Below are 16,400 nucleotides of genomic sequence, written 5' to 3'. Positions count from 1 at the left end.
CGGACACCTCAGTAATAGACCTTGGGCACGGTCAGGTCGGTGGGTGAAATCTCGGTGCCGACCCATTTGGTGAACAGCTCGTTGTATCGGCCGCTGCGCACCTGCTGATTGACGAACAGGTTGAGGTAGTTGAGCAAGCCATACTCGTTGCGCTTGGCGCCCAGGGACACGTAGTCAATGGTGTACGGCGCGTTACCGGCGATTTTCAGGTTCTTGTATTTGCCCGACTTGATTGTGGCGGCGGCCACGGTGTTGGTGACCACGGTGGCGTCGATGTGGCCTTGGGCGACGGCCAGCAGCGTGTCGTTCTGCGACTGATAGGCGCGGAAGGTGCCGGTGCCCCAGTTCTTCACGTCTTTTTCCAGGGCGATGGCTTCATAGGTGCCGCTGGTGTTGCCCAGGGCTTTGCCTTTGATATCGGCGAAGCTGTTGATGCCGGTGTTGTCGCGGGTCAGCACCACCATCTGGAAGGCGAAGTACGGCACGGTGAGGCCGACGGTCTTGGCCCGTTCGAGGGTGTCGGATGTGGACGCAACGATCACGTCTGCGCGCCCGGAGACCAGCGCCGGAATTCGGTCCGGGAAGGGCGTTTCAACCACTTCGGCGTCGACCCCGAGGATCTTCGCCAGGTCGCGGCAGTAGTCCACGTCGAAACCGGCCGGGTTGTTACCTTCATCGCGAAAACCCATGGGCGGGAAGTCCAGAGTCACGGCGCAACGCAGCTTGCCCGAACCAATAATGTCGTCGAGCTTGTCGGCCTGGGCGGTGGCGATAAAGGAAGTACTGAGAACAGCGCTGAGGGCTACGGCAAATGCGGGGTTTTTCATAGAGGCCTCGTTGTCGGAAAGTGCTGTTGGATATCGTATTGTGAATTTCGTATACGATATGTGATTAGCAATGAGCGTGCCTGTTTCCGAACAGAGGCGAGAATTAATCGCCAAGCCTTGAGCTAAAGGTCTTACAAGATTGTGTGAGCAGGGCGTAGGAGAAGAACGCCTCGGTGGGCTGTATCAGGCGGTGTTACAGAAGGGAGCAGTGGGAACGCCGGGCGCCCCTTAAAGGAACACTTGCCCGGGTTCAGCGACGGCTTTCGCGATACTGACTTGGCGCCAGACTGGTCAAGGCACGGAACTGTCGGCTGAAGGCGCTGTGATCGGTGTAACCGCAGCGCAGGGCGATCTCGGTGATGGGCAGGTCGGTGTGCAGCAACAGTCGGGAGCCTTCTTCCAGGCGCGCCTTGTGAATCATCTGCCGTGGGGTGAGCTGGAACACCCGTTTGCAATGGCGCTCCAGTTGCGCCACGGAAAACCCGGCGATCGCGGTCAGTTCGGCAAGGCTGATAGGGCGGGCGAAATGGCTGCGGATATGCGCGTCCACCGCCGCGAGTTTCTGGAACGCCGGGTGGCTGGACTGTGGCGTTTGCAGGTCGCGGGAGATGCCGGCCAGGCCGACGATCTGACCTTGCAGGTCGCGCAGTGCGAGTTTGTGGGTCAGGCACCAGACTGGCTGGTTACCGTAATACAGGTGCAGTTCGAGTTGGTCGGCCAGTTCGCGGCCGGTGGACAGCACCCGCCGATCCTGCTCGGTGTACAGCGGGCCGAAGCGCTCGGGAAAGACCATGTCGGCGGTGCGCCCGAGCAGCTCGTCACTGTGTTTGAAGCCACAGCGCCGGGCCAGGGTCTGGTTGACGAAGGCGTAGCGGGCCTCGCTGTCCTTGATGAAAAACACCACGTCCGACAGGGTATCGAGCAGCGCCGCGATCGGCTGCAGACTGCTCAGCAGGGTGGGCAGGTCGCAGGGTTTGAAGGTAGTGAGCGAGGTATACATGGCGCTGGGCGTCTGGTGGCAATGCCCGGGATCATAAAGACTCGGCGACGGACCCGAAAGCCCCGGACCGGTATTCAGGCCGGCGGGGTGTCGTCCAGGCACAACAAGGTCTCTATCCGCGCCGGACTGAACGGCGGGCGTGGCGCCGAAGGTTGCCAGCCGAACAGGTGCTGCAATGCGCCGCCGCACACCCGGCCCTGGCAAGCGCCCATGCCGCAGCGACTGGCCAGTTTGGCCTCTCGCCAGTCAGCATGCCCGGCCAGCAACCCGTAAGGCACGTCTTCGCAACGGCACACCAGGGTGTCGGGTTGTGCCAGCGACTTGAGTTGCGGATCGAGGGTGAATGCTTTGTTGAGGGCGTTGGCGAAACCCTGCCAGCGCGCACGCCGCGGCCACAATGCTCGGGCCGAATCAAGGTCACCGACGGCGGCGTGGCCAGCGATGGCGCCTTCGACCAACGCCAGTTCACTGCCACCGAAACCGGTGCATTCACCCGCCGCGTAGTGATCGGCGCGGCGAGTGGCCTGCCAGGCATCGACGGCAATCGCCTGATCTTCTAGTTCGCAGCCCAGAGCCTGGCCGAGTTGGGTATTGGGGATCAGACCGAAGCCGCAAGCCAGGCGATCACATTCCAGTTCGACGACTTTCCCTTGCTGTTGCAGGCGTACACCTTCCAGCCGTTCATTGCCCAGGGCGGCCAGTACATAGGTCCCGGTACGGTAATGGCGCTCGAACAACGTGACCGACTGCATCAGTTTGTTGGGCCAGCGTGGCAGTTGCGCGGCGAAACCGGCGACGGCGGCCGCGCGGGCTTGCTCGGCGATGCGCAGGACCCGGGCGCCGTTGTGTTTTGCGGTGGCGGCGCTGGCCAGCAATAACGGTCCGCTGCCGGCAATCACAACGCGTTCGTCCTGCACCGGCAGCCCGCCTTTGATCAATGCCTGGAGGCCACCCGCGCCAGTCACGCCGGGCAGCGTCCAGCCGGGGAAGGGCAGGAGCAACTCGCGGGCGCCGGTACACAGAATCAGTTTGTCGTAATCGATCACCCAGCCTCGATCGGCGTCTTCCACCAGCAGTTGTTTCGGTCCGGCGCAGGCGATCACCCGAGTGCCGGAGTGCCGGTGGATGTTGCTGCACGCCTCCAGTCGCTGGCGCATCTGACGCGCCGGGTTCGGCAGCTTGGCTTGAGGCCCGTCGCGCCAGATTTGCCCGCCCGGCAGCGGGTTGTCATCGAGCAGGACGATGCGTGCACCGCTTGACGCCGCAGCGAGCGCAGCGGCCATGCCGGCGGGACCGGCACCGATGATCAGCAGGTCGGCGTATTCGTTCATGCTTGAGTCTCCACGTGCATGCCGTCACAGCACAGCGTCTGGCAGGCCAGGCGCCGGCGACCGTCGATGGTCACCCGGCATTCCTGGCAAATGCCCATGCCGCACAGCGGTGCGCGACGTTGGCCACTGACCGATGTGCGCGTGCAGCCATCGCCGCTCAGCGCCAGTGCAGCGGCGACACTGGTGCCCTCGGCAACCCGCAGGGCACGTCCGTCCAGCATCAATTCAGGCATAAACGGGCTCTCCGAGAAAACGTTGCGGCAGATACGGTTGCGCGGCCAGCGGCGGCGTTTCGTCGAACAGCTGCGCGACCAGCAGATCGGCGGTGCCGGGGGCGGTCGTCACGCCGAGGCCCTCGTGACCGACTGCCAGCCATAAACCTTTGCGTTGCGGGTGCTGACCCACCAGCGGCAAGCCGTCGGGGCTGGCAGCGCGAAAACCGGTCCAGGCGCGGATGCCGTTGAGCTGAGCCAGACCCGGCATGTAGTCGGTGGCACGCCGGAGCATTTTCGCCAGCATCCAACCCTCGACTTGCGGGTCGGTGGTGCCGAATTGTCGCGAGGCGCCGATGAACAGTTGCCCGGTCGGCCGGGGCTGAATATTGCATGCCGTCGATGGGCCAGTGGCGTTGTGGGCACTGGTGACGTAACCGAGTTCCACCAGGGTGTGGGTGACCTTGCCGGGGTAGCGGTCAGTGATCAGCAAGTGGCCTTTCTTCGGCTCGATCGGCAACTCCGGGCAGAGCTCGTTGGCCTGGACGCCGTTGGCCAGAATCACCGCTTCGGCGCTTAGCCATTGGCCGTTGTCGAGTCGCACACGGTTGCCGTCGACTTCGCTGACCCGCGCCCGGCGTTGGCTGATGTTCGGTGTGTCGAGCATCCAATTAGCCGTCGCCGGCGCATAGAGAATGCCGTCGCCATTGATCAGCAGGCCGCCTTCCAGGCCCTCGCGCAGTTCCGGTTCGCGTTGGTGCAAGGCACTGCTGGAGATCAACTCGCAGGCCACGCCTTGGGCCTGCAAGTTCAGGTATTTGCTGTGGGCGACGGCCATCTCTTCAGCATTGGCCGCCAGCCAGAGCGTGCCATTGCAACGGTAGGCGCAGCCGTCGGGCAGGGCTGGCGCCAGTTCGCGCCAGCGTTGCAGGGAATATTGACTGAGGGCCAGTTCGGCCGGGTTGTCGTCGAGGACCAGCAAGTGGCCCATGCCCGCCGCCGTAGCGCCGGGCAGGCCGGCGTCCAGCACCAGCACGCGCAAGCCGCGACCCGCCAGCGCCTGGGCACAAGCGGCGCCGATGATGCCGGCGCCGATCACGATCACATCGGCCACCAGGCCCTCGTTCACGAGCGAATGCCCCAGGCGAACGGGTCGTCCTGTTCGATGATCAGGCTGGCTTCGGCGCTGATAAAGGCGCGACCGCGAATGGTCGGCACGATGCGCTCGCCCTGAAGTTCGTAGGAACCCTCGAATTCGCTGCCGATGACGCTGGCCTGACGCCAGATTTGTCCCGGCTGCAATTTGTCGTCGGCCGCCAGGCACGCCAGTTTGGCGCTGGTGCCGGTGCCGCAGGGCGAGCGGTCGTAGGCTTTGCCAGGGCAGAGGACGAAGTTGCGGCTGTCGGCCTGCTCGTCATCGGCGAACAGCTCGACATGGTCGATCAAGCCGCCGTCTTCTCCGCGAATGCCTTGAACCTCCAATGCTTGCTGCACGGCGTAGGTGTAGGCGGTCAGCGTGTCGAGGTTATCGCCGGCAATGCGCAGGCCATGCTCGGCAATCAGGAAAAACCAGTTCCCACCCCAGGCGACATCGCCGGTCACTTGGCCGATCCCCGGCACCTGCAGCGCCAGCGCTTTGCGGTAACGGTAGGCCGGCACATTGCGCACGCTGACCGAATGGTCTTCGTGCAGCGTTGCCTGCACCGTGCCCACCGGGGTTTCGATGTTGTGCACCCCGGGGCCGATCTTGCCCAGATGCGCCAGCGAGGCCACCAGGCCGATGGTGCCGTGGCCGCACATGCCGAGGTAACCGCTGTTGTTGAAGAAAATCACGCCGGCACAGGCGCTCGGGTCCACCGGCTCACAGAGCAGGGCGCCGACCAGCACATCGCTGCCTCGGGGTTCGAGCACGCAGGCAGCGCGCCAATGATCATGCTGTTCGGCCAGCCGCTGTCGACGTTCGGCCATGCTGCCGGTGCCCAGGTCAGGAAAGCCGGCGGTCACCAGGCGGGTCGGTTCGCCGCCGGTGTGGGAGTCGATCACGGTGATGCGTTTCATGGGATGGCCACGTCCGTTCAGATGAGTGAACGAAAGAGTGGCCTGTGCGGGGGCTTGTCGGCTTGATGGTTTTATCCAGTGCCGATGACGAAATCGGCACAGTGCGGCAGCGGTCAGTGGTGGTGAGGCAGGTGCTCGAACAGGGTTTTGCAGACCCCGGCAATGTGCTCGTCGAGCAACTTCACCGCCAGGTCCACGTCACCGGCGCGACAGGCCGCGAGGATTTCACGGTGTTCGTGATCGGCGCGCTCCTTGCCGGCCGACAGGCTCATCTGCATGCGCAGGTAGCGCTCCAGTTTGTCGTTGACCGAGCGGATCAGGCCGACCAGAAACGGTCGTTGCGCCGGTTCGTAGAGACAAGCATGCAGTTCCCAGTTGAGCTCGGCCCAGCGTCCCACGTCATCTTCGCCGATGAACTCCTGGCAGATGCGTTCGGCGCGAGCGAAGGTTTCTTCGGTCATGTTGGGAATGGCCAGGCGCAGCACCTTGTCTTCGAGCAGCATGCGCACTTCGAACATCTGCGCCAGTTCTGCATCGGAAACCCGGGTGACCATCGCCCCGCGATTGCGCTGGAACATCACCAGGCCTTCGGCCTCCAGGCGCTTGAGGGCTTCGCGCACCGGAATCTTGCTGACGTTGAACTGGCGGGCGATGTCGTCCTGGCGAATCGGCTCGTCCTCGGCGAAATGCCCGGCGACGATGGCGTCACGCAGATGACGGGTGATGATTTCCGACGTCGAAGGCGAATTGCCAAGGTCGGGAGCGTTGAGTTTTGTCAGGGCCACGGTCGTGATCGTTAGGATGGAATTGCAGATATGGTATACGAATTTGCACTGAGTGTTCCTGCGGCAATGACCAGGACCTCCAGTCACTGCAATATCTTCCCGATCCGATTGCAACTGCTACGCTACGTTCTGGCAGCGCTCGAGTCGTTCATGGCCATCGAGGTGGCGGGCGACAGGCGGTTACCTGCAAGGAGGCAGGCTGTGGTGATCAAGCACATTGGCAATGCAAGTGCAGACATCGTTCCCGAGCCTCTCGCCCGGGAAGAAGTGGAGCGGGTGCTCGCGCTGTTATTGGCCAGCCCGTTGTTCGCCAAGTCCAGGCGGATGGGCAGCCTGCTGCGCTTTCTGGTCGAGCACGATCTTCAGTCCCCGGATATCCCCCTTACCGAGCACGCCATCGGCATCGCGGTGTTTCGCCGTGATCCGGCGGTCTACTGCACCGGCGATGATCCCGTGGTGCGGGTTCAGGTAGGCCGGTTGCGGCGCAAGCTCGCCAGTCATTACGCCACGTTTGGCCAACAGGATCCGGTGCGCCTGAGCATTCCGGCCGGTTGTTATCGGCTGGCGTATCAACGACTCAGACTCAAAGGCATCGCTGTTCGCCATCCTGTCCTGCAACTCCAGCCGTTTACCTGCATCACCCGCGACGGCGACGACTTTACCCAGGGCTTGTGCGAAGAGTTGAGTTGCAGGCTGTTCGAGTCGTTTGAGCAGACGCAAACGCCGGCGAACCATGTGCTGATGAAGGTGCCACGAAGTAGCGTAAAAGCACCGGACCTGGGGCGGGTCAGGCGCGGCAGCTATTCGCTGGAGGGCAGCGTGCGGGTGGAACCGGCCCGTGTCCGGGCCTCGGTACGTTTGATTGATGTCGCTCAGGGGCGAATCCGTTGGTCAGCGCAGTTTGATCGCAATCGACCTTATGGCATTGCCACTCAGGAAGATCTGGCCGAGTCCATCTGCCGGTCGTTGACCGGATATTTCGCCAAGGGTGGCAGCGACGATGCCTGAGGAGCAAGGGCAACGCGAGGTTGCCCCTGAGTATGACGGTTATATCGTTTTCCATTCACCGCCTTCGTAGAGACGAGCTGCATCATTGGTGAAGGTCAGGTCTATTTCGATAGCCTTGGAGCGCGAGGTGCTGAACATGGTGCTGGTCTGCACGTTCTGTTCGAACCACACGAGAATGGTCTCGACAGGGGTCAGAACCGTATTGCCGGTGACCACCTCGTTGACGGCCACGTAGATGGGCGTACTGACCTGATTGCCATCGATGCCGGTGGACAACTGGTTGATCCCCGGGTGAATGGGCGCGTAGTTGTTCACAAACGTGAAGGAAACGTTAGGACCGCCCGTCACTGCCTGGCCCAGCAGGCCGGAGTCGGCGAGTGTCGACGTTTGTCCCAGTCCGATGTTGACGATGTTGGTCGAGACTTTGACTTGCACGTTTTCCTTGAACACGTTGGAGGCGAATAGCTGGTATTGGGGCGTCCAGCTGAATTCATTGTTGCTCAGGTACTTGTCATAGGACTGCCAGACTACGTTGTAGTCTTCGGTACCCACTTTCTTGGCAAAGCACAGCTTGTAGCCGGACTTCTTGAGCTGAGTCAGATCGCCGGCGGCGATCTCGATAGTGACCGTTTTTTGAGTAGCTGCCAGGGTTGACCTCAACACCTTGCCGTAGTCGGCAGGGCTCAGGGCCTTGGTGGCGCCCAGGATCGACTTGACGGCTTCTTGCACGTCATCCTGGAGTTGCTGGCTGTGTTGGCTGACAGCGATTGATTTGCTCATGGTTTCCCTCTTCCTTGGTTGAGTGTTGGGCAATCAATGGGCAGCGGGTTTCCAATCCGGCGGACGGTGCCGATGATGTGTCACGACCCTGTAAGCACATTGATGGCTTCACGGTAGGCGGGTCGCGCAGTACGGCGAAGTGTCTTGGCGTTACAGTCAGGAGGGGCATTGGCGCCGGTGCAGATCAGGAAGTAACAACCGGCGTAACGGAGTTGTATCAACGTTCGGGAAGGTTCCAGCTTTCGCGGATTTGCTCATATTCCGCCTCGGGCATTTGAACCAGCAGAGGGGACTGGCGAGGATCCAGCCAATCGAACAAACGAGAAATATCCGCTTGATCCATAGCGGTGCAACCCAGCGTCGGTGAGGTGGGACCGCGCCAGATATGGAAGAAAATGCACGAGCCCGAGGCGGGGGACGCCGGCGTATTGTGCTCGATGAAAATGCCTTTTCGATACATGTCGTCATCGCGACGCATACGTTCGGAGCTGTTCCAGTCTTTCGAAATAGCCGCTCCGTCGACAAGCTCGTTGTAGCGTGCGGAGTGGCTGTCATCCACGCATTCGATGGTCGAGGTCAGCGCCAGGTAAGGCAGTTTTGTCTCGGCCGTGCTGTCGTAGCCAAACGCCGTCCCCAGTTTGAATACCCCGGCAGGTGCTTTGCCATCACCTTCACGTTTGACCGGACCTTCGCGTTGCTCAACGCTGCTCAAACCCTTGCCCCACGCCAGCCCGCTCTTGCCGACCACCACCGGAAACGACCCTTCGTATTTTCGAAAGGTGTTGCCCTGCCGTTCATAGCGCTGGGCTGTGCCCTGGATGTCAGTCCAGTTTTTTGTGGTGACCACAATCAGCTGATTGGCGGTGTCGAGAGCGTCGCGTGTACCCAGCGGCGTGATGGGGAAGTCCATGACGTTCTTCGGCGAACCTTCTCCGCTGTAGGTGAAGTGCCACCATTCCTTCGAGTACCCGGAAAACCCTTCTTTCTCCATGGCCCTGCTGAGCTTCTGGCGATTTTCTCTGGCGGCAGCGCTGATCGTCGGGTTGTCGGTATGTGCGCGCTCATCGAAGCAATCGAAACCGGTGCCCATGTCGAGCGCACCGTCGCGCCAACGCTGGCCATAAGGGGCCGTGCAATCGACTTGCCCGGCTGAAGGCGTCCAGCTATCGGCGGGCAGGGCATCGGGCCCGGTCAGTGTCAGGTCCACGGTTGAGCCTTTGGAGTGGTTCGACACCCGGGCCACGTAACCCAGGCGCCAGAAGTCCTGCTTGTCCACACGCGGATAGAACTCGGCCTTGCGTGGGTCACCCGGCACCAAAGCGAAACGCCCCATATCGGCAACGGCACGGCTGGGCCGATAACAGTCAAACACCTTCAAACCGTAGCCTTGCGCCCGCAATGCCGTTTGTACCCGAGCGAGGGCCTTGGCGGCGTCCAGCGATAACAGGCACTCCCCAGCGTCGTACCCGTCGAGTGGGTGCCCGGTGAAGTTGTGAGCGCTGGCATAGCGAATGTCTTGCTCGATGCCCGGATCAATCGTACGCAGATACACCATGTTCTCGGGTCGTGTCTCTGCAGCGGCCATGCCGGGCGCGACTATGCTCAGGCACAGAATCCATCGCCGAAGCGAAAACAGTGTCGAGGAGGGCAAAGGCAGGAGGGTGCAGAAAGGAGGCATGCGAGGCTCCAAAGAGGCCGATTCTCAAGCCGGTGACAGTAACATCGCACGACCCGCTGCACCGGGGCCGCTTCTACTTTTTTGCGCAAACCGCAAGCTGATATCATTCAAGAACTTACAAGCCGGGTAGAAAAAAATGAATCGTCGTAAAAAAATACAGCAGTTATTAAAGGCTCACGCCAAAAAGGCCAGTGCCAAATTGGCACCGTCAAGCAAGTCTAAATACATTAGTAAAGCTGACCGTTTGAAGCTGGCGGCTGAATCCAGTCAAGACTCAATCATTTCCTCTGAGAGCTGATCGATGTAGCTCACTCAGGCAAATGCAGCTTCTACAAATGCCTCCAGCGCCTTGTCTTCCAGGATCTCGATAGAGAAGTGCCCGAAGCGCTTGGGTAACCAGATGATGCGTGTCCCGGACGGGGAATGCAGGTTCGCACGGGCCAATGGCTTACCGTTTTCGTCTTCTGGCTGAACACCGGCGACCATCAATTCGTCATAGGCCTTTTCGATGTCCGGTGTCGAGAAGCAGTGGCGATAAATCATCCCCTCGCCCGAGGAGTCCAATAGCTCCTTCAGGTTCCCCGCCAACGGCTGTACAAGCATGAAACGCTCTTGGCCGATCAGCGCAATCGCGTAGCGCACGTGCAGACCATCTCGCTCCCAGACGAGCGTTTTGGAGATCCTGGCTTTAAGTATCTGCGCGTAGTACGCACAGGCTTCTTCGAGGTTCTTGACCAGTACATCGACGTGACTGAACTTCAGTTCCATTGCATGCCTCCTGCCGCACCGACGTCCTATTGACCTATGGATGAGAAATGGGTCCTGATCTCGAGACAGGTGTTGCCTTTTGGGGCCGCTGCGCAACCCAGCGGGAGCAAGCTCCCTCGCCACAGGTTACTCATCTTTAGCGATCAACTTCCAGCCCGCTTATTCAACGCCTCTTCCGCCGCGGCAATTTCAGCCTGACGCTTGACGATCATGTCGCCAATCGGCGGCCCCTGGAAGCGGCGGGCTTCAAAACCGAACCAGACGATGGCCGTCAGCACCAGAAAGCCGATGGTGATGTACAGGGCCCAATCGTTCGGCGGCTGGATGCCGATGACGAAAATGATCACCATCGAGAGGATCGAGAGGATGGCAAACACCGAGTACCAGAAGCGCCCCATGTTCCACGGTCCCATGGTTGGCCACTTCGAAGTGCCGTAGGTAAACAGGCCCAGGATGATGGGTATGACGAAGGAGAAGAACAGGAAGATCACCGTGCAGGACACCACGATGGTGTAGACCGGCGTTGCGCCGACCGATATCACCGACGATCCCCAGTCGAACAATACTGCCAGGGTGGCACCGGTCCAGATCGCCGCCACCGGGCTGCGATAGGTAGGCGAAACCGAGGCCAGTGCTTTCGAGCAGGGCAGGCCGCCGTCACGGGAGAACGCGAAGATCATGCGTGAGACCGAGGTCACGGTCGCCAGCCCGCAGAGGAACTGCGAGATGAAAATCGCCACGTACAGCGCGAGCTTCACGGTTGGGTTGACCTGTGTGTTCATGGCCCAGAAAAACACGTTCCAGCCTTGCTTCGCTGCCTCGTCCATGTTCGGCAGCATCAGCACAAACGAACTGAGCATGACCCAGCCGAACAGCAACGACCAGACCACGGACATGACCATGCCGCGTGGCACCGACATGGCGGCATTCCGGGTCTCTTCCGAGGTGTGCGCAGAGGCGTCATAGCCAGTGATGGTATAGATCGGCAACAGTAGGCCGAGCATGAAAATCCAGCCGTTGGACACCTGTGGCCAAACGCTGCCGCCAGCCTCGCCGGAGTAGTTGCTGAAGGTCCATAGCCGGGCGAACTCATAACTGGGTGCAGAGATCAGGCAGACGATGGTCAGCGCGAGCGCCGTGGCGAAGATCAGATAACCCGAGAAGTCGGTGAGCTTCGCGGTCAGGCCGATACCCAGGTGGTTACACAAGGCCTGGAGGCCGGTCAGGATCGCCAGGAAAATCACCCGGGTCGTGGTTGTGTCCTCCATTCCCAGGGCCGGTCCGAAGGCGCCGAAAAAGAAGTAATAGGTACCGACGTTGATCGCGCCGAGCACGGTGACCAGCCCCAGCAAGTTGAACCACGCGGTCAACCAGCCAGTGAAGCGGTTACCGAGAATCGAGCCCCAGTGATAGAGGCCGCCAGCGGTAGGGTAGGCCGAGGAAATCTGCGCCATGGCCATGGCGAAAACCCCGGAGATCAGGCAACCGATTGGCCAGCCGATGCCGATTGACGCACCGCCCGCACCTGAGGTGCCCTGAGCGAGTGAGTTGATACCACCCGAGAGGATGCAGATGATCGAAAAGGAAATGGCAAAGTTGGAGAAAACGCCCATCCGTCGTGAGAGCTGCTGGGCATAGCCCATGCTGTGCAGCACCTTGACGTCATCGTCTTGCGGCGCGCTCGTGCCGGGCTGACTTGCTGGATTCATGTTGTGTGCCCCTTAGGTTTTGATACGCATCCATCCGGGTTGTACGTGGCCGGATGGGCTGGCTTTCAACCCCTTGTCGTACTGCTCCTGTTCCTACGGATAAAACCCCATCCATGTAGCGTGTTCACACCTTGGCCATGGACAGGCAACTGCTCTACAGACGGCCGTGGTACGCCGCTTCGAAAATTTCTGCCGCGCCATTTCGGGTCAATGGCAGCGGGTTGCCGCCGGCGCAAGGGTCGACAATCGCCATGTCCGCGATCAGGTCGGCCTGCCGATCATCCACCCCCAGCTCAACCAGCGTATGGGGCACGCCGATGTCCTTGCGCAACTTGAGGACGAAGGCCAGAAAACTGTCGAAGCCGGGCGAGGGCAGGCGCAAATAAGCCGCGAGGCGGGTGATGCGTTCCTCGATGGCCGGGCGATTGAATTTCAGGACATAGGGCATGAACGTGGCGTTGGTCATGCCGTGATGGGTGTCGTACAGGGCGCCCACCGGATGTGAGAGGGCGTGCATCCCGCCCAGACCTTTCTGGAAAGCGGTAGCGCCCATCGCGGCCGCCGCGAGCATTTCCGCGCGCGCCTCCAGGTCCGAAGGTGTGTGCACGGCTCGCACCAAGGCATTGGCGACCAGGCGCATGCCTTCCACTGCAATCCCTTCGGCCATGGGGTGAAAACCGGGGGCGCAATACGATTCCAGACAATGCGCAAACGCATCCATGCCGGTGCCAGCGGTGACCTTGGCCGGCATGCCGACGGTGAGCGCCGGGTCGCTGATGACCACGCGCGGCATCATCTTCGGGTGGAAGATGATGCGTTTGGTGTGTGTGCGCTCATCGATGATCACCGCCGCACGGCCCACCTCGGAGCCGGTACCTGCCGTGGTCGGCACCGCAATGATCGGGGCGATGCTGCTTTCATCCGCGCGGGTCCAGTAGTCGCCGATGTCTTCGAAATCCCACACCGGTCGGGTCTGGCCGCTCATGAAGGCGATGAGCTTGCCCATGTCCAGGCCACTGCCGCCGCCGAAGGCGACCACGCCATCGTGTTTGCCGGCGCGCCAGGCGTCGAGCCCGCCCGCCAGGTTGGCTTCGACCGGATTGGGTTTAAGGTCGCAAAACAACGCGACGCCAAGGCCGGCAGCGCGCAAGGCATCCAGCGCTGCGGCGGTGATCGGTGCACGCGCCAGGCCACTGTCGGTGACCAGCAACGGTCGCTGGATCCCTTGGCTGCGGCAGATCTCGGCGAGCTCGGCGATGCGGCCGACACCGAAGCGGATGCTTGTGGGGTAGTTCCAGTTCGCGGTCAGGCTCATGGCTCAGATCTCGTGGCGCAAATGGAAGGATTTCGCTCGGGTCAGGTTGTCATAACCCAGGCGCGACAGCGTGACGCCGCGCCCGCTGTTCTTCACCCCGGTCCAGGCCAGGGCCGGGTCCAGGTAATCGCAGCGGTTCATGAACACGGTGCCGGTGTCGATCTCGTTGCCCAGGCGTTCGGCGACGGCAAGGTCTTGCGTCCAGATGGAAGCGCTGAGCCCGAACTCACTGTCGTTCATCAAGGCGATGGCTTCGTCGTCGCTGGCCACCGGCATGATGCCGACCACGGGACCAAAGCTTTCTTCGCGCATCACCGACATCTGATGGGTGACGTCGACTAATACTTGCGGTGCGAGGTAGGTGCTGCCCGGCGCGTCGGCAGGAAAGTCCTTTGGATCGATCAGCGCCCGAGCGCCCTGTGTCAGTGCGTCGGCGATCTGACCACGAACGAAATCAGCGGCGTTCGGTGTGACCAGTGGACCCAGTGTGGTGGCTTCGTCCAGTGGGTTGCCCAGCACGTATTGGCGAGTCAGCGCGACGAAGCGTTCGACAAACACCGGGTAGATTTTTGCATCGACATAAATACGCTCGACGGCGCAGCAACTCTGCCCGGAGTTGAAGAAGCTGCCATCCACCAGGTTTTCAACCGCGTGTTCGAGGTTGGCGTCTGCGCGGACGTAGGCCGGGTCTTTGCCGCCGAGCTCCAGGCCCACACCGAGGAAACCTCCGACGGCCGCGTGTTCCATGGCCTTGCCGGCTTCGACCGAGCCGGTGAAGTTCACCTGCTGCACGCGTCCAGAGGCAATGATCGCTCCGGTATAGAGATGACTCAGCAGCAGGTTTTGGAACAGTCCTTCGGGCAGATGGGCGCGGCGAAACGCCTCGGCGAACCGTTCACCCACCAGCAGCGTTTGCGACGCGTGTTTGAGGATGACGCTGTTGCCCGCCATCAGTGCCGGAATGATCGTATTCACTGCCGTCAGATAGGGGTAATTCCAGGGTGCGACGACCAATACCGTACCCACCGGCTCGCGTTTGATACAGCGCCGAAAGCCCGCGACAGGCGTAGGCTCAAGCGCTGCCAACGCTTCTGGCGCAATGGCGATCATATGGCGGGCACGCTCTTCGAACCCGCGCAGTTCGCCAGCGCCAAAGCGCACCGGGCGGCCCATCTGCCAGGCCAGTTCCGGCACGATGTCGGCCTTCATGGCCAGCATCGCGTCCACCGCGGCGCTACAGAAGGCGGCGCGTTCGCTCAGTGGCCGACGTTTCCATTGTGTCTGGGCAGCTTCGGCCGCTGCCAGCGCCTGGTCAATCTGCGCAGCATCGGCGCAGCGGCGTTCGGCATAGACCCGGCCATCGACCGGGGAGATCAGTTGAATGGTTGAAGTCATGATGGCGGTCTCAATAGCGCTCAAACCCGCGCTGCAGTTCCCAGTCGGTGATCCGCCGGTCGTACTCTTTCTGTTCCCATTCGGCGGTGTGCACGTAGTGGTCGATCACTTCATCGCCGAACGCCTCGCGCAACATGGTCGAGCCCTGGAGTGCGGCGCAGGCTTCGCGCAGGGTCTTCGAGACTTCAGGCAAGTGTTCGTCGACGTAGGCATCGCCCTCGAAGGGTGGCGCGAGGCTGAGCTTCTCGTCGATACCGGCCAGTCCCGCCGCTATCAACGCAGCGAAGGCCAGATAAGGGTTGAGGTCGGCGCCGCCAATGCGACATTCGATGCGGATGGATTTGCTGCCTTCTGCGCACAAACGGAAACCCGCGGTGCGATTGTCCCGACTCCACACTGCCCGGGTCGGGGCAAAGGTGCCGGCCTGAAAGCGCTTGTACGAATTGATGTAGGGCGCGAGAAAACAGGTGATGTCGTTGGCGTATTTAAGCTGCCCGGCCACCCAGGAACGCATCAGTTTGGACATGCCGAACTCAGCCTTGGTGTCGAAGAACAGCGGCTTTTTACCGTTCTTGTCCCACAGCGAATTGTGGATGTGGCTGCTGGAACCGGCGGCGTCATAACGCCACTTGGCCATGAACGTGATCGCCTTGCCCTGCAGTTGCGCGATCTCCTTGCAGGCGTGCTTGATGATGACGTGGTGGTCGGCCATGGTCAGCGCATCGGCATAACGAATGTTGATCTCTTCCTGGCCCGGCCCCCATTCACCCTTGGAGTTTTCCACGGGAATGCCGCTGGCCTGCAGATGCTTGCGAATCGCCCGCAGCACCGGCTCTTCACGGGTGGTCTGCAGGATGTTGTAGTCCTCGATGTAGTGACCGGCCGTTTTCGGCTTGTGGTAGTTGCGCTCGTGGATCGCCTCGTAGCTTTCGTCGAACAGATAGAACTCCAGTTCCGAGGCGAACATGCCGGTGTAGCCGCGCTCGCGCAGTCGCTCGACCTGCTTTTTCAGAATCGCCCGCGGGCTGTGCGGCAGGTCGCGCCGATGGTGATGATCGAGCACGTCGCAGAGCACCAGCGCCGTGCACTCAAGCCAGGGCACCCGTCGCAACGTGGCCATGTCGGGTTTGAGCACAAAGTCGCCATAGCCTTTGCTCCAACTGGCCGCGGCGTAACCCGGCACCGGTTCCATGTCGATGTCGTCAGCCAACAGGTAATTGCAGCAGTGGGTTTCTTCATGGCCGCTGTCGATGAAAAACTCGACCTGGAATCGTTTGCCGACCAGTCGGCCTTGCATGTCGACCATGCAAACAAGAACGGTATCGATCTCGCCGGAGGCGGCGGCACGCTTGAGTTGGTCAAAACTGAGGAGGGGCTCGGTCATCACGTAGTCCTGCGTGAATTGTTTGGGCCTGTCTGAAATAGCTGTTGCAGACGCTCTCCAGAACAAACCAAAACCTGCAGACGCGAGCATCGTGTGCAATAAGCTGCTGTAAGCGTAGCCTACTGTTGCAGTGTGCAAGTTTCGCAAATC

The 16,400-nt window shown here is 61.2% G+C and carries 16 protein-coding genes; 2 read left to right on the top strand and 14 right to left on the bottom strand.

Annotated elements, in window-relative coordinates:
* Positions 1-8: 8 nt before the first annotated feature.
* From ASC74_RS26110 to ASC74_RS26080, 7 genes are all read right to left on the bottom strand, one after another.
* Positions 9-827, bottom strand: a complete 819-nt coding sequence (locus ASC74_RS26110) for an ABC transporter substrate-binding protein (protein WP_008157204.1) — start codon at positions 825-827, stop codon at positions 9-11.
* 250 nt (positions 828-1,077) lie between these two features.
* The gene (locus tag ASC74_RS26105; protein WP_056745271.1) at positions 1,078-1,827 is read right to left on the bottom strand and encodes an AraC family transcriptional regulator; all 750 of its coding nucleotides are present in this window, start codon (positions 1,825-1,827) and stop codon (positions 1,078-1,080) included.
* A 74-nt stretch (positions 1,828-1,901) separates the two neighbouring features.
* A complete protein-coding gene (locus tag ASC74_RS26100) occupies positions 1,902-3,158 on the bottom strand; it encodes an NAD(P)/FAD-dependent oxidoreductase (RefSeq protein WP_056745269.1) in 1,257 nt (418 codons plus the stop codon).
* Positions 3,155-3,391: a (2Fe-2S)-binding protein gene (locus tag ASC74_RS26095; RefSeq protein ID WP_056745267.1), complete on the bottom strand. Its 237-nt coding sequence runs from the start codon at positions 3,389-3,391 to the stop codon at positions 3,155-3,157. The genes ASC74_RS26100 and ASC74_RS26095 overlap by 4 nt, the downstream gene beginning before the upstream one ends.
* Positions 3,384-4,499 (bottom strand): NAD(P)/FAD-dependent oxidoreductase, encoded by a 1,116-nt coding sequence (locus ASC74_RS26090; RefSeq protein ID WP_056745265.1) that lies wholly within the window; start codon positions 4,497-4,499, stop codon positions 3,384-3,386. Before ASC74_RS26090 ends, ASC74_RS26095 begins: the two co-directional genes overlap by 8 nt.
* A complete protein-coding gene (locus ASC74_RS26085) occupies positions 4,496-5,428 on the bottom strand; it encodes a 4-hydroxyproline epimerase (RefSeq protein WP_056745263.1) in 933 nt (310 codons plus the stop codon). The genes ASC74_RS26090 and ASC74_RS26085 overlap by 4 nt, the downstream gene beginning before the upstream one ends.
* Positions 5,429-5,541: 113 nt before the next feature.
* Positions 5,542-6,213: a GntR family transcriptional regulator gene (locus tag ASC74_RS26080; protein ID WP_174553771.1), complete on the bottom strand. Its 672-nt coding sequence runs from the start codon at positions 6,211-6,213 to the stop codon at positions 5,542-5,544.
* A 201-nt stretch (positions 6,214-6,414) separates the two neighbouring features.
* Here ASC74_RS26080 and ASC74_RS26075 point away from each other — a divergent pair, with 201 nt between their 5' ends.
* Entirely contained in the window at positions 6,415-7,221 is an 807-nt protein-coding gene (locus tag ASC74_RS26075) for a hypothetical protein (RefSeq protein WP_056745261.1), read from the top strand.
* 39 nt (positions 7,222-7,260) lie between these two features.
* On the opposite strand, the gene ASC74_RS26070 is transcribed toward ASC74_RS26075, so the two are convergent.
* Entirely contained in the window at positions 7,261-8,001 is a 741-nt protein-coding gene (locus ASC74_RS26070) for a hypothetical protein (RefSeq protein ID WP_056745259.1), read from the bottom strand.
* Positions 8,002-8,218: 217 nt separating this feature from the next.
* On the bottom strand, positions 8,219-9,556 hold the full coding sequence (locus ASC74_RS26065; protein ID WP_442965803.1) for a M15 family metallopeptidase: 1,338 nt from the start codon (positions 9,554-9,556) through the stop codon (positions 8,219-8,221).
* Positions 9,557-9,815: 259 nt separating this feature from the next.
* Here ASC74_RS26065 and ASC74_RS31440 point away from each other — a divergent pair, with 259 nt between their 5' ends.
* Entirely contained in the window at positions 9,816-9,977 is a 162-nt protein-coding gene (locus ASC74_RS31440; protein ID WP_080932575.1) for a DUF2986 domain-containing protein, read from the top strand.
* 14 nt (positions 9,978-9,991) lie between these two features.
* Here ASC74_RS31440 and ASC74_RS26060 read toward each other — a convergent pair whose 3' ends face one another.
* From ASC74_RS26060 to ASC74_RS26040, 5 genes are all read right to left on the bottom strand, one after another.
* Positions 9,992-10,447 (bottom strand): VOC family protein, encoded by a 456-nt coding sequence (locus ASC74_RS26060; RefSeq protein WP_056745253.1) that lies wholly within the window; start codon positions 10,445-10,447, stop codon positions 9,992-9,994.
* Positions 10,448-10,590: 143 nt separating this feature from the next.
* Positions 10,591-12,156, bottom strand: coding sequence for an amino acid permease (locus tag ASC74_RS26055; protein ID WP_056745251.1), 1,566 nt, complete (start codon positions 12,154-12,156; stop codon positions 10,591-10,593).
* Between the two features lie 154 nt (positions 12,157-12,310).
* Positions 12,311-13,471 carry an iron-containing alcohol dehydrogenase gene (locus ASC74_RS26050; protein WP_056745249.1) on the bottom strand — a complete coding sequence of 387 codons (1,161 nt, stop codon included), beginning with the start codon at positions 13,469-13,471 and terminating at the stop codon, positions 12,311-12,313.
* A gap of 3 nt (positions 13,472-13,474) precedes the next feature.
* Entirely contained in the window at positions 13,475-14,866 is a 1,392-nt protein-coding gene (locus ASC74_RS26045) for an aldehyde dehydrogenase family protein (protein ID WP_056745238.1), read from the bottom strand.
* A gap of 10 nt (positions 14,867-14,876) precedes the next feature.
* A complete protein-coding gene (locus ASC74_RS26040; protein WP_056745236.1) occupies positions 14,877-16,250 on the bottom strand; it encodes a glutamine synthetase family protein in 1,374 nt (457 codons plus the stop codon).
* Between the last annotated feature and the right edge of the window lie 150 nt (positions 16,251-16,400).

The organism is Pseudomonas sp. Root329 (assembly GCF_001424925.1).
In the GTDB taxonomy this organism is placed as follows: Bacteria; Pseudomonadota; Gammaproteobacteria; order Pseudomonadales; family Pseudomonadaceae; genus Aquipseudomonas; species Aquipseudomonas arabinosi.
The sequence above is the reverse complement of the archived record's forward strand: the minus strand, read 5'-3'. Positions and strand labels throughout refer to the sequence as shown.